Here is a 12572-nt window from a genome sequence, read left to right on the forward strand (position 1 = left end):
CCTTAAATGTCCCCTGACACTAAATTAAATATTAATAAAGTCGATGCCAATAGGCCTGCAAACAATGCAAGTGAGGCAGTTAGGTTATCTGCAGTGCCGATTTGTCTGATCTTCATCGGCTCCAGATATAGGATGTCATTCGGCTGGATGAAGTACCAAGGACTGCCCAATAATGCCCGGTCATTTAGATTGATTTGGTGAATCTTCGTTCCCCCGTCATACTGTCTGATCAAAAACATTTTGTTCTTTTTACCCAAAATGCTGGTCTCTCCTGAATTGGCTAAAGCATCGAAAAGTGTAGCCCGGTTTTTATAAATAATTTGGACTCCCACGCTGTTGAATTCTCCTAAGGTGGTGTATCTAATCCCGGCTATTCTCAGTCTGACAAAAACCTCTTCCTTAAAGAACTTATTGATCTCCATTTGGACCACTTCTTTCGCCTGTTCTTCAGACATACCTCCGATTTTGATTTTGCCCAACTTGGGCAACTCGACCATTCCTTCTTTATCCAAAGAATAGCCTGTCATGTACAGGGGATCACTTCCCCCTCCTCCACCAGCTCCTCCACCTAAACCCATGTTCCCGGGCGTATTCATGAATTTGAAGCCTTCGACCAACTCTGGATCTGCACTTGCAAAATCAATCTGAACAATGTCAAATGGCTGCAAAATATACGTGTAGTCCACCTCAGCAAAGGGAATAAACTCATCGAGAGCAATTGAAGTACTGTCCGAAAGGTTTTGTAAATAGGTGATCCGCTTGTTACTGATGCAGGAAGTTGCCAACACAATCAGGCTGACAAAAAAGAAGAAATGCTTCATTCAGAATTATTTGAACTCAATGAATCAAAGATATAGAAATATCGCAATAGCACGTAAAATATCAGTCTCGGGTATCTACTACTTTGCGCCTAACTATGAATCGACTAGCGGAAAAATACTGACCGAAGTGATCCATCAATGTGTGAAGAAACTCTCTGAAACAAAAAGAATAGCATTTGGTCAAATATTGGGTCTTTAAGCTAAAAGTCTTACCCAACAATTATCCTAAATTCGGCGCATGGATCACAGAAAAGCCACAGAAGCTGACATCCCTGAAATCATCCTTCTCTTGAAGAAAGCTCTTGGAGAAAGCTTGATCCCAAAGTCCCAGGAACTTTGGAATTGGAAGCATCTGCATAATCCTTTTGGAAAATCACCCGTAATCTTGGCTGATGAAAATGGCCAACTCGTGGGAATTAGGGCATTTTTAAAGTGGGAATACCAAGTGGGTTCTGAGACCCTATTCGCCTGTCGGGCGGTCGATACAGCTACCCATCCAGATTATCAGGGAAAAGGAATCTTCAAAAATCTCAGTCTCTCCCTGATCGAAGAAATAAAAAATGAAGGAGTGAATCTCATTTTCAATACCCCCAATTCGAAAAGTACTCCTGGGTACCTTAAAATGGGTTGGGAAAAATGGGGAAAGCTTCCTTTAAAACTGAATTTTCATTTGACTAACTCAAAAACAAAGGGTTCCTTGGAAAAAACCGACTGGCATGGGATCAAGGAATTGATAGACTTACTAGAGACTGTCTCTCCTCCTTGTGAAAAAGTCAGGACAAGACTTGTCCCAGGGTATCTCAACTGGAGGTATCGAGACAATCCGCTTTTCAATTACCACTACATCAGTGATGGCAAAAACTACTTGCTGATCTACCGGATCAAAGAAGGAACTATGGGAAGGGAATTTCGAATCTGTGATTTTTTCAGCTCAGCTTCCCTATCCCAACCTATGGAGCGGGAATTGAACCAAATGCTAAATCAGAGGATAAAGCAATCTGGAGCACGATTTTCTTCTTTTTCGGGGCTTACTTATTCTGATCAAAAAAACATCCAACTCGGCCTGATTCCAATTCTTAAAATCGGACCTATGGTGACGCTCAGAAAAGTTAACGAAAATGAGGAGCCCATGAATCGGGATTGGGCCTGGAGCCTGGGCGATTTGGAGGTTTTTTGATCACTACCAAAAAATTAAAGTCAGGTTCCAGTTGACGTTTCCGCGCATAGAAATACCCCCAATAAGCCGCCAACTTTTTGGGGGTAGATTTCTACTTTTTCAGCCTTTCAAATCCATACCTACTCAGCCAATAACCCGCTTATCTCGGGCGACAAATTTGGCAAAACCCATCAATGCTCCGCAAATCATCAGGTTTCTGAAGAAGTTGACCATCTCTAGTTCTTGCTCCCTGGCCAGGTTTTCTGCCATCATTTCTGCAGGAATTTCCAATCCTATCGCCCTAGGCAAGTGCACCAAAAACGCCATGAAAATCACATACAAAGCCATGAGTGCATAGGCTAATTTATCGTACTTTCCGATCAAAGCACTGACGATAAACAGCAGAATACAAACCATCGTGAAGTAATTCCAAAAATATGGAAACGGCAGATAATCAGGAACAAATGCCGCCCCTACCTCGGGCTTACCTGCATGCAGTCCTACATAGAGTAGAAAAGAAAGGGGAAATAAATATTTCCCTACATTCAGTAGTTTATCCATGATCGATCAACCTAGCGGAAAAGGTACCAATGGACGGACTTCCACGGAGCTGTTTGGATATTTAAGGATGGGACAGGATTTACTCCATTCCTCTACCTCCTCTATCCGATCTGACTTACAAATCAGGAAACCAGAGACCAAAACGCTTTCGGATTCTTTATAGGGTTGGCCTTTCTGGACATTTTTCCCATCGACAATTGAGCCCTCATACCGGATCGGTGCAGTATGGATCAATTTACCCTGCATCGCAATATTCCCAATCCAAGATTGCCATTTGGGCATGTCGTCTGCAGTATCTTGGGTACTTGGCAAATACCCATTGGGAGCACTGGCATTTCTAAATAAAAGAAGATACTCTGTCATATGTAGTGTGGTTAAAGTGTGAATTACTAGTCAAAAGTAGATTTCACAACTTAAGCCAACGATGACAAAAGTCTACAATTTGGATTTCAGGCGACTAAATACGTCTTTGTTGATTCCCAAATATGAGGCGATCAGTTTACTGGAAAATCTACGCATCAGGGTGGGCCTATTTTGCATCAGCCACTTGATCCGATCCAAGGCAGACATTGAGACCAAAGTGTTGATCCTATAAACCGAATTGGCATAAGAAGCTTCCAGGATTTGCTTGTAGACTTTGTCAAATTGAGGGACGCTGCTGACCATTTCTTGAAACCCACTCCGATCTATCGCCAATAACCATGTGGGCTCAAGGGTTCGAATATTCTCCACAGAGGAAAGTCCACTTCCAAAACTAATCAGATCACTGCACCAATTATCCTCAATAACAATGTCCCGGGTTGTTTCATTTCCATCGGCATCAGAGACAAAAACCTGAAGTGCGCCTTTTGCAATAAAATACACCAGGGTACAGTTCTCTCCTTGCCGTAGAAGGAGCTCATTCCGTTTCACCTTTTGGTAGGAAAACTTGGAAAGGACTAAATCCAGATTTTCAGGGTTTTTACCTAGCCTTGCCACGATGTGTTTTTCCAAAACCTGAAATATTTCGTCACTATTTTCCATATGCTCCAACTCAAACCTAAGATCTATTGAAATACCTCGCTAAAAACCAACTTTAATGAAATCGGGAGATTCATACTGAATTCATTCGATTAAAACTGCTATCGTGTGGTAGATTTTTTTTAGAATTTGTCCATTTTTTCCTGAAAATAAATCCTTTGCAACAATTAAAGTCTATTTATTTAACCAGAAAAAAATGGTTTTGGCTAAAAAAATAACTTTTGTTTTAAACTCAAAATTAAAACAAAAAAACTCTGTAAATCAGCCATTTACAGAGTTTTGAATCTTGTTAAAATCCTAGTTCGTCGGGGTGACAGGATTTGAACCTGCGACCACACGCCCCCCAGACGTGTACGCTACCGGACTGCGCCACACCCCGTTTCGGGGCTAAAATTACAATTTCATTCGATTTTTGAAAATGGGAAATTCTAATTTAAAACTCCAAATTCTAACGGACTGGTATTCAACGTGTATTATCAGAACCTCATTCTGAAGGCCTACAACTCCTTTTTCTTCGAATGGAAAATCAGAGGTTCCGAAATAGATTTGCAGCAAATTTCACAACAAACAGATCCGTCTTGAACTTGCAGCGCTTTACGAAGTGCCTCTCTTCCGTTGTTAAAAGGACCTAAGTAATCTCTATCAACCGCATCAGGGATATTTTGGCAATCTTTCTCATGTACTTCAAATTGCCCAATAGGATTTGGCTTAGACGATAAATAAAAGAATTTCATAGGTATCAGTTACAACTGGACCAAAAATACTTACCGTTACAGTCCCAAAACATACCCTATAGAGGGTATTTTTTAGCGGTTTTGAATCGAAAAAGTAACAGTTCGACCTAATTGTTGGATTTTTTCATTTCAGATTGACGCATTGGCATGGAGTCGATGAGCCTAAAAATTTCCTTTGGTAGCGGAAAGTCATTCCCTGAATTTTTAACTCCCCCATCCAGACCAATCAAAACCCAGGCAGTTTTGGATTCGGAATCGGCAGGAAGCTTCTCGAGAAACTTAGCATTCTCAATTTCTTCTTCAAAATTGGACTTCAGCTTGATTCCGCCTGAAAAGTGAAAAATCAAAAGCTTCCGATTTTGGATTTCCTCCTTGAGTCCTTTATCAAACCAAAGCGAATCATTTTGAAAATTCTTTAGGATCAGAATTCGATTTTTCCATTGAAAATCCTCAGGAATTTTTGAATCGGAATAGCTAATCGAAAGAAGCATAAAAAAAGCGAAGAAAACTTGCATGTAATTATAACATAGCGAAAAGCATAAAGTTTTCGAGCCAGTAAACTAGTGCAAAAATCGCCCAACCAAATCCTTCCATTCATCATCCAGACTCATAGAAGGACGCTTTTCGCCCGCTTTGGCATACCAATAGTCTGCATTCCACAGATCTCCCTCCTTCCGGTGCAAGTAAGCATGGACTCGCGCGGCAGTTTTTCCCAAAAGATGATCCACTTGATCATGGGCTGCCTCCCAATCCCCCTTCCCGTCATACCAGAGGGCTTTCAACTCGGGTGAGAAGTCAGGTTGGGGAGACACCAAAGCGCCAAATTCATCTACATTCATTTCGCTTTCATTTTTCCCAAAGATCAACCTCCAGATTTTCAAATGAAAGAAAGGTTTATGGTTTCGTGATCATTTTGTGATATGCCAAATCGAATTTTGACTCATTCAAATCAAACAAAATCCGTTAATTATGAAAAAAGTAATCCTATTATTCTATGTTGCCTTTTTAGGTATGGTCGCATGTTCAGACGATCCGGATCCGGTGACCATAGATCCCTCTCGCCCTACAGGTTCACTTTCGGTGCAGCGATCAGGAGCATTTGTAGACCAAAACAGTGCTGGCTCGATGGGCACTGCAAGCCTTGGAGTAGACACACAGGGCAAAGAGTTTCTTTCCTTCAGTTCCAATTTCAACACCGCCCTTGCTACGGGTACTGTGACCGTGTACTTGTCGACATCAGCGACCTTTATGCCAGACCCCGCCAATGGAAATCCAAACCTTTTGGTTTTGGGACCGGTAAGATCTGCGGGTGAAAATTTCTTTGCCATCCCGACAGGATCGTCCACGGCAAAATACACACACGTGATTCTATGGTGTGGTTCGGTAGGTGTTCCTTTCGGAAATGCTAGACTCCAGTAAGATGGTAGTAACGTTTCAATTATCCCCACTCAAGATTTTATTTGGGTTGGGGATATTTTGTACTTCCTTTGGGCTTCAGGCTCAAAGCGGCTGGACCAAAGCAAAAAAAGAAGGATTCTTCCAATTAAGCTTCAATCGCTTTTCATCGGACCAGTACTTTACTTTGGCGGGTGACCAACTGAAAACCAATGAATTTACCCAGAATTCTCTTGTCCTCTACGGAGAATATGGGCTCACAGATAAGCTCACGGTGATTGCCAATTGGCCACTTCAAGTATGGAATGGATTCTCCTCCACAGAGACTGTCAGTGGTTTGGGGGATCTGAGACTGGAGTTTAAGCAAGCCTTGTTGAAAAAACACCTTCCACTATCCATCGCAATAGCCCCTGAAATTCCAATCGGGAAGGCAAATAATTTTGCGCAAAGCAACTTGAACGATTTTGAATCCATCAACCTGCCCTCTGGAGACGGGGAATTTAACGTGTGGACTACCTTGGCGGCTTCGTTTTCTTTGCCCAATGCCCCACTTTATGGCAACCTCTATGGCGCTTACAATTACCGAACACAGTATGAGGGAGTCACTTTTACAGATCAGATCGGTGTGGGTATCGAGTTGGGATACAAGGTAGCCAATTTGGTCTGGGTCAATTCACGGATCAATGCGCTCACTCCGGTAAGAGATGTCCTAGTAGCAACAGATTTTGTCAGGGGAGATGGGACGGCATATACCAGCTATAGTTTTGGTGCAGCCATTCCGATATACAAACAGATCAATTTGTCTCTAAACTATCGGAACTATGGCGATTTCGTTTTTGATAGAAAAAATCTGTATTCCGCAGGGACATTTTCTATCGGGGTCTTCTACGAAAGAAAAAATAAAGAACAATGAATCAGGCCAAAAGTATCAACAACCAAAAATCCTTTCCATTCTTAAGAAAACTGAATCAAGGCGACATGATAATCTGTCAGGGAAGTGAATTCAGGGGGTATTTTCTGATCAAAACCGGATTGGTAAAAACCCATCGAATCCATGAATCTGGCGGAAAATCTATCCTTTCGATCAAGATCCAAGGGGAATTTCTCGGAGAGTTTACCGCACGTGAAAACCGAAGGCTTCACACCTATTCAGCTTCAGCTCTGGAGGATAACACCGTAGTGGAATTTATTCCTTACGAAGACGACACCAATCTACGATTGATCAAAATTCTGGAAACTATGCAGGCGGAAATCTTAAATGCAAGAAACCGATTGGAACGCGTACTTTTTCAGGATGCTGAAAACCGCATCAGACAGACCCTGAAAGAGCTGGGAAAGAAATTGGGGAAGAAATTCGGACAAGAAACCTTAGTCAAAATCTCACTCACCCATGAAGATCTTGCTGCCATGTCAGATACAAGTCGGCAGACCGTAAGTATGGTGCTATCTGGATTGAAATCTCAAAATAAAATCAATTACAGTAGGGGAAGAATTCTCTTTAGAAATCTGGACAGTCTCTGAGCAACAGATCAAGGAAAAAAAGTTGGCTTATCACCTAAACTAATTCGCTTCCAACAGATTAGAGTTAACAAAACTATCGAAACATTAAATTATTCACGACTATGAAAAGTATACTAAAAATCCTTTTGGCACTGACGCCGATCTTGTTTTTCTCCTGTGAAGATAATGAGGGGAACCCCTCCGCTCCAGATGACAATATGGAAGTCATGGGTGAAATCGAAGTGATCAAAGCCGGAACCTTGACAGCACAGAGTTCGACCAATACTATGGGAATTGTATCTATTGTCAAGGATAAGGACGGCAAATATTTTGTTCAGCTATCGGATACCTTCACCACCAAATTTAGCACAGGTACAGTGACCGTCTATTTGGCTACTTCGCAAACTTTGGCCTTGAGCAACTCGGCTAGTTTTCAATTGGTCTCTATTGTGGGCAAACCCGGGGAGCAATTCTTTTCACTTCCTGGACTTCCGGATTCTAAATTCACCCATGCCATCATTTGGTGTGGAGCCGCGGCTATCCCTTTTGGATTTGCACCGCTTAATTAGCCTAGTTATTTACTTACTAATAAAAGCCGCTCTTGATGCGGCTTTTTTTATACGAAAATAGGGAGGAAATCAAGCAGGAAGAACAAATTGAAACTCGGTATAAGTCTGAGAATCCGAGGACAATTGGATATGAGTACCGTGGATTTCAAGAATTTTCCTAACGATAGCCAAGCCTAAACCTGAACCTTCTATTCCCTTAAAGTCTTTGTCAACTTTGTAGTATCGGTCAAAAATCTGGTCAATATCTTCTTGGGGTATTCCATTTCCTGAATTTTTCACCCGAATCATGACACCTCCTGGAGTGGTACAGGCCTCAAGTTCTATTTCGCCATTTTGAGGTGTGTATTTGACTGCATTGTCCAAAAGATTCTGGATAACCCGATCGATCAAATATAAATCCACTTGTACGGGAGGGAGGTTTGGGCAAATGCTGGAAGTAATCTGAATGTCCTTAGACCCTGCCAGCAGCTCATACTTCAAACTCGAGTCGTGGATTAGCTCTTGGATTTTCATCCGCTCAAATTTCACAGGCATCTGACCTGACTCCAGCTTGGAAAGGTCAAACAAGTCACCCACCAGTTTGGTAAGCTTATCCACCGAATCAAGTATGATTTTGAAGTATTTTCTTTTTTCTTCCGGTGTGATTTTTTCATCCTTGATTTGTAGAGTTTCCACATAGCCATTGATGATGGCCAGGGGGTTTCGGAGATCATGGGAAACATTGGCGATGAGTTCGCGACGAAGCGAGTCAACATTTTTCAATTCTTCAATATTCTTCAGAATCGTATCGGCCATATCATTGAAGGTCTTTCCGAGCAAAGCCAAATCCGAATCTGATTTGGATTGCGGAACTCTAGCCTGAAGATTGCCATCTTTGAATTCCTCTACTGCGTGCACTACTTTTCGAAGGTGACGGGTGAGCCAGGAAATCAACACCAGCCCAATCAATAAACCCAAAATTAAAGTGATCAAAATTGAACTGTAGGTTAGCTTCAACCAATACGACCCCAGTAAGCTTGAGCTGATTGATGCAAACTTCTCACTCTCCAAAGTAATATAGACGTAGCCAAGCAACGTTCCGTCTTCATACACCGGCGAGGCAGAAAAGACAGAATTACTCCCTGGATTACGGGGATCATCACCCAAAATGAACTTTGCTCCTTGAGAGTCGATGAATTCTTGAATTGGTTCGAGATCGACGGCTTTTAACTTCACCAACTGGTCAAGCACCACATAGGAAAGGATTTCGCCTTGTGGACTGAGCAAATAAACCTCAATTCCGGGATTGACAGCCATCATCGAATGCATGATAGTACCCAAGGCTTCTTCATTCACCTTTCCGTCTTTGAATGGGTTCACTTCCTTGATCAAATAGGAAGAAATATCCGCATTCAGCCGTTGGGTAGTTTCCTGGAAATACCGCTGGGCATTCCGTGCCGTGATAAAAATGTACGAGACCCCCACCAAGAGTAAAACCAATATGAAGGTGAGCGATATTCTCCAGTAGAGACTTTTCATGGATCAAATTTTCTAAAGTTCATCATTGAATCGGTAGCCGACCCCCCAGGTTGTCAGGATGTAGACTGGTGAATTGGAATCAACTTCAATCTTGGCCCGAAGCCTGTTGATATGTGCATTTACCGTGTGTTCGTAGCCGCTGAAATCATATCCCCAAATCAGCTCCAGAAGCTCAGCGCGGGAATAACTTCTGCCGGGATTTTTGGCCATAAGGTAAAGTAAATCAAACTCTTTGGGCGTCAATTCAATCCGTTTTTGTCCAAACAGTACTTTTCGCTTTTTAAGATCAATCTCCAGCAATCCCTGCCTGATTGTGTTTTTTTCCTTGTCAGAATTCTGCCTACTCAGCTCTTGTCTCCGAAGGATCGCCTTCACTCTGGCCAGAAACTCCCTGATTTTGAAAGGTTTGGTCAGGTAATCATCGGCTCCTGATTCTAATCCGACGACTTTGTCGATTTCTTCAGACTTGGCGGTAAGCATCAGAATCGGTGTGAACACATCCATGGCCCGGAGCCGCTGGCAGATCGTGATTCCGTCCATTTCGGGCAGCATGACATCCAAAACAAGCAAGTCAAATTCCTCTGAACTGGCCTTTTCAAAACCTCTCCGTCCGTGATCACAGACAGTCACTTCATATCCTGAATCCTGCAAGTGCAGCAGAAGTAACTGGTTAATATTGATATCGTCCTCTACGACAAGAATTTTTTTCATACTATTCCAAAACGAAGGGCAAACTAGACTTAATTGTTCACGAAAGTATCACAATGGACAAGTTCCTCATTCTGAATTAATGAGCAGAATGATCGATTGATTGGGATGAAGTAGTGTTAAAAATATACCCAGATCAAGAATAGAATTCAAAAAATCAAAGAAAAGACAGAATGAGATCTTCAATTCAATATAGAATTGGCAGGTATTGGATTAATTCTATATTTGCCCAATTAATTATCAAAAACCCAAATCATATCAAAATATAGTATGGAACAAGCGTTGATTTATATGGTCCCGGCACTTGGTGTGTTGGGTCTTATTGTGATGGCTGTGAAATCTTCCTGGGTCGTCAAACAAGAGACAGGAGATAAAAACATGGTAGAACTTGCCGGCTACATAGCGGACGGTGCCATGGCATTTTTAAGAGCAGAATGGAAGGTGCTTTCCTATTTTGCCATTATTGCAGCCATTGTTTTGGCCTGGTCTGGGATGCTCGTAGAAACCTCCCACCCAACTATTGCAATCTCATTTATTATTGGCGCTTTTCTTTCAGCATTTGCAGGCTATATCGGGATGAAAATTGCCACGAAAGCCAATGTGAGAACGACCCAAGCCGCTCGAACCAGTCTCAAACATGCACTGAAAGTTTCCTTCACAGGCGGATCTGTGATGGGGCTAGGTGTAGCCGGATTGGCCGTATTAGGATTGGGCGCACTTTTCATCATTTTATATCAAGTATTCGTAGTCAGTGTAGGTGCTGGAGTAAACGGCATCGAAATGGAAAAAGCCCTCGAAGTATTGGCAGGATTTTCATTAGGTGCTGAATCTATCGCACTTTTTGCCCGAGTGGGCGGCGGTATTTACACTAAAGCTGCTGACGTAGGAGCTGACTTGGTAGGAAAAGTTGAAGCGGGAATTCCCGAAGACGACGTAAGAAACCCTGCCACAATCGCTGACAACGTAGGAGACAATGTAGGAGACGTAGCAGGAATGGGTGCCGATTTGTTTGGTTCTTATGTGGCTACGATTTTGGCTACCATGGTATTGGGTAGAGAAATTGTATCGGTAGATGCTTTTGGCGGAATCGCGCCGATATTACTTCCAATGGTTTTGGCAGGTTTGGGAATTGTATTTTCGATCCTAGGGATGGCCTTTGTTACCATCAAGGATGACAAAGGTGACGTGCAAAAAGCACTTAACATGGGTAACTGGTCTTCGATCCTTTTCACCGGTATTGCTTCATTCTTTGTGGTGCAATACATGTTGCCTGAGACCCTTTCTATCCGAGGCTATGAATTCACCAATATGGATGTGTTTTATGCCATTGTTTTGGGATTAGTGGTCGGCACATTGATGTCTATCATTACTGAATACTATACAGCCATGGGTAAGCGACCTGTATTATCCATCATCAAGCAATCAGGCACCGGTCACGCCACGAATATTATCGGTGGGCTTTCAGTTGGCATGGAATCCACAGTGCTCCCCATCCTCGTATTGGCAGGCGGTATTTATGGTTCCTATGAGTTTGCGGGACTGTACGGTGTAGCCATCGCTGCAGCGGGAATGATGGCAACCACAGCTATGCAATTGGCTATAGATGCCTTCGGACCGATTGCGGATAATGCAGGTGGAATCGCGGAGATGTCCCAACTTCCTGAAGAAGTAAGGGGACGTACGGATATTTTGGATGCGGTAGGCAATACTACAGCAGCTACCGGGAAAGGATTCGCCATCGCTTCAGCAGCCTTGACTTCCTTGGCCTTGTTTGCTGCATTTGTTGGTATCGCAGGCATTGACGCCATTGACATCTACAAGGCAGACGTACTTGCCGGACTCTTCGTTGGGGGAATGATTCCATTTATCTTCTCTTCGCTTGCTATTGCTGCAGTAGGTCGTGCAGCCATGGACATGGTGAATGAAGTAAGACGACAGTTTAGAGAGATACCAGGTATCATGGAGTATAAATCCAAGCCTGAATACGAGAAGTGCGTGGAGATCTCTACCAAAGCTTCGATCCGAGAAATGATCGCTCCGGGTGCTATTGCACTACTTTCCCCTATTATCATTGGTTTTGCTTTTGGACCGGAAGTTCTTGGTGGGACACTCGCAGGAGTGACCGTTTCTGGGGTTTTGATGGGCATTTTCCAATCCAATGCCGGTGGTGCATGGGACAATGCCAAGAAGTCATTTGAAAAAGGTGTAGAAATCAACGGAGAGATGTACTATAAGAAATCCGAGCCGCATAAAGCTTCTGTGACTGGAGATACTGTTGGTGATCCTTTCAAAGACACATCAGGCCCATCTATGAATATTCTTATCAAGCTCATGTCCATTGTTGCCTTAGTGATAGCACCGCATATTTCTGAAGGTACCCATCATTCTGTAGCTGAACATGTGGTGAAGAAGGAAGTGAAAAAAGAAATCACTGTCGTAAATGGTAAAAAAGTAGAAACCGAAACAATCACAATTACCAAATAAATAAAACAATCAACCAATTAGAGGCCATTCAGCACTGCTGAGTGGCCTTTTTTATTACATAGGAATTATTCTAATCTCTTTCTTTTGTGGAAAAAAATGATCCTGA

General features: G+C 42.6%; 14 protein-coding genes and 1 tRNA gene. 6 read left to right on the top strand and 9 right to left on the bottom strand.

Annotated elements, in window-relative coordinates; genetic code table 11:
* Nucleotides 1–2: 2 nt before the first annotated feature.
* Nucleotides 3–821 (bottom strand): polysaccharide biosynthesis/export family protein, encoded by an 819-nt coding sequence (locus DK188_RS07845; protein ID WP_111670275.1) that lies wholly within the window; start codon nt 819–821, stop codon nt 3–5.
* A 238-nt stretch (nt 822–1059) separates the two neighbouring features.
* On the opposite strand from DK188_RS07845, the gene DK188_RS07850 reads away from it, so the two are divergent.
* A complete protein-coding gene (locus tag DK188_RS07850) occupies nt 1060–1998 on the top strand; it encodes a GNAT family N-acetyltransferase (RefSeq protein ID WP_111670276.1) in 939 nt (312 codons plus the stop codon).
* A gap of 123 nt (nt 1999–2121) precedes the next feature.
* Here DK188_RS07850 and DK188_RS07855 read toward each other — a convergent pair whose 3' ends face one another.
* The 6 genes from DK188_RS07855 to DK188_RS07885 all read right to left on the bottom strand — a co-directional run bounded on the left by DK188_RS07855 (nt 2122) and on the right by DK188_RS07885 (nt 5173).
* Entirely contained in the window at nt 2122–2538 is a 417-nt protein-coding gene (locus tag DK188_RS07855; RefSeq protein ID WP_111670277.1) for a hypothetical protein, read from the bottom strand.
* 6 nt (nt 2539–2544) lie between these two features.
* Nucleotides 2545–2901 carry a YciI family protein gene (locus tag DK188_RS07860; protein ID WP_111670278.1) on the bottom strand — a complete coding sequence of 119 codons (357 nt, stop codon included), beginning with the start codon at nt 2899–2901 and terminating at the stop codon, nt 2545–2547.
* A gap of 72 nt (nt 2902–2973) precedes the next feature.
* The gene (locus DK188_RS07865; RefSeq protein ID WP_232825688.1) at nt 2974–3561 is read right to left on the bottom strand and encodes a Crp/Fnr family transcriptional regulator; all 588 of its coding nucleotides are present in this window, start codon (nt 3559–3561) and stop codon (nt 2974–2976) included.
* Between the two features lie 302 nt (nt 3562–3863).
* Nucleotides 3864–3937 (bottom strand) — tRNA-Pro (locus DK188_RS07870).
* A 462-nt stretch (nt 3938–4399) separates the two neighbouring features.
* A complete protein-coding gene (locus tag DK188_RS07880; protein WP_111670280.1) occupies nt 4400–4807 on the bottom strand; it encodes a DUF4174 domain-containing protein in 408 nt (135 codons plus the stop codon).
* A gap of 45 nt (nt 4808–4852) precedes the next feature.
* Complete coding sequence (locus DK188_RS07885; RefSeq protein ID WP_317046864.1) at nt 4853–5173, bottom strand: hypothetical protein; 321 nt, start codon at nt 5171–5173, stop codon at nt 4853–4855.
* An 88-nt stretch (nt 5174–5261) separates the two neighbouring features.
* Between DK188_RS07885 and DK188_RS07890 the strand changes: the two genes are divergently transcribed.
* From DK188_RS07890 to DK188_RS07905, 4 genes are all read left to right on the top strand, one after another.
* Nucleotides 5262–5711: a DM13 domain-containing protein gene (locus DK188_RS07890; protein WP_111670281.1), complete on the top strand. Its 450-nt coding sequence runs from the start codon at nt 5262–5264 to the stop codon at nt 5709–5711.
* A 1-nt stretch (nt 5712) separates the two neighbouring features.
* Nucleotides 5713–6600 (top strand): hypothetical protein, encoded by an 888-nt coding sequence (locus DK188_RS07895; RefSeq protein WP_111670282.1) that lies wholly within the window; start codon nt 5713–5715, stop codon nt 6598–6600.
* The gene (locus DK188_RS07900; RefSeq protein WP_111670283.1) at nt 6597–7208 is read left to right on the top strand and encodes a Crp/Fnr family transcriptional regulator; all 612 of its coding nucleotides are present in this window, start codon (nt 6597–6599) and stop codon (nt 7206–7208) included. The genes DK188_RS07895 and DK188_RS07900 overlap by 4 nt, the downstream gene beginning before the upstream one ends.
* A gap of 101 nt (nt 7209–7309) precedes the next feature.
* Nucleotides 7310–7756: a DM13 domain-containing protein gene (locus DK188_RS07905; RefSeq protein WP_111670284.1), complete on the top strand. Its 447-nt coding sequence runs from the start codon at nt 7310–7312 to the stop codon at nt 7754–7756.
* A 69-nt stretch (nt 7757–7825) separates the two neighbouring features.
* Here the strand turns inward: DK188_RS07905 and DK188_RS07910 are convergent, their stop codons facing one another.
* Together DK188_RS07910 and DK188_RS07915 are read right to left on the bottom strand one after the other, a co-directional pair.
* Nucleotides 7826–9274 carry a HAMP domain-containing sensor histidine kinase gene (locus DK188_RS07910; protein ID WP_111670285.1) on the bottom strand — a complete coding sequence of 483 codons (1449 nt, stop codon included), beginning with the start codon at nt 9272–9274 and terminating at the stop codon, nt 7826–7828.
* A gap of 12 nt (nt 9275–9286) precedes the next feature.
* Nucleotides 9287–9985, bottom strand: a complete 699-nt coding sequence (locus tag DK188_RS07915; protein WP_111670286.1) for a response regulator transcription factor — start codon at nt 9983–9985, stop codon at nt 9287–9289.
* Between the two features lie 267 nt (nt 9986–10252).
* Here DK188_RS07915 and DK188_RS07920 point away from each other — a divergent pair, with 267 nt between their 5' ends.
* Nucleotides 10253–12466, top strand: coding sequence for a sodium-translocating pyrophosphatase (locus tag DK188_RS07920; RefSeq protein WP_111670287.1), 2214 nt, complete (start codon nt 10253–10255; stop codon nt 12464–12466).
* The last annotated feature ends 106 nt before the right edge of the window (nt 12467–12572 follow it).

Source organism: Algoriphagus litoralis, from assembly GCF_003259255.1.
GTDB classification, from domain to species: domain Bacteria; phylum Bacteroidota; class Bacteroidia; order Cytophagales; family Cyclobacteriaceae; genus Algoriphagus; species Algoriphagus litoralis.

Excerpts from the sequence above, each read along its gene's own strand:
- DK188_RS07845 (WP_111670275.1), bottom strand. The coding sequence starts at position 821 with ATGAAGCATTTCTTCTTTTTTGTCAGCCTGATTGTGTTGGCAACTTCC.
- DK188_RS07850 (WP_111670276.1), top strand. The coding sequence starts at position 1,060 with ATGGATCACAGAAAAGCCACAGAAGCTGACATCCCTGAAATCATCCTT.
- DK188_RS07855 (WP_111670277.1), bottom strand. The coding sequence starts at position 2,538 with ATGGATAAACTACTGAATGTAGGGAAATATTTATTTCCCCTTTCTTTT.
- DK188_RS07860 (WP_111670278.1), bottom strand. The coding sequence starts at position 2,901 with ATGACAGAGTATCTTCTTTTATTTAGAAATGCCAGTGCTCCCAATGGG.
- DK188_RS07865 (WP_232825688.1), bottom strand. The coding sequence starts at position 3,561 with ATGGAAAATAGTGACGAAATATTTCAGGTTTTGGAAAAACACATCGTG.
- DK188_RS07880 (WP_111670280.1), bottom strand. The coding sequence starts at position 4,807 with ATGCAAGTTTTCTTCGCTTTTTTTATGCTTCTTTCGATTAGCTATTCC.
- DK188_RS07890 (WP_111670281.1), top strand. The coding sequence starts at position 5,262 with ATGAAAAAAGTAATCCTATTATTCTATGTTGCCTTTTTAGGTATGGTC.
- DK188_RS07895 (WP_111670282.1), top strand. The coding sequence starts at position 5,713 with ATGGTAGTAACGTTTCAATTATCCCCACTCAAGATTTTATTTGGGTTG.
- DK188_RS07900 (WP_111670283.1), top strand. The coding sequence starts at position 6,597 with ATGAATCAGGCCAAAAGTATCAACAACCAAAAATCCTTTCCATTCTTA.
- DK188_RS07905 (WP_111670284.1), top strand. The coding sequence starts at position 7,310 with ATGAAAAGTATACTAAAAATCCTTTTGGCACTGACGCCGATCTTGTTT.
- DK188_RS07910 (WP_111670285.1), bottom strand. The coding sequence starts at position 9,274 with ATGAAAAGTCTCTACTGGAGAATATCGCTCACCTTCATATTGGTTTTA.
- DK188_RS07915 (WP_111670286.1), bottom strand. The coding sequence starts at position 9,985 with ATGAAAAAAATTCTTGTCGTAGAGGACGATATCAATATTAACCAGTTA.
- DK188_RS07920 (WP_111670287.1), top strand. The coding sequence starts at position 10,253 with ATGGAACAAGCGTTGATTTATATGGTCCCGGCACTTGGTGTGTTGGGT.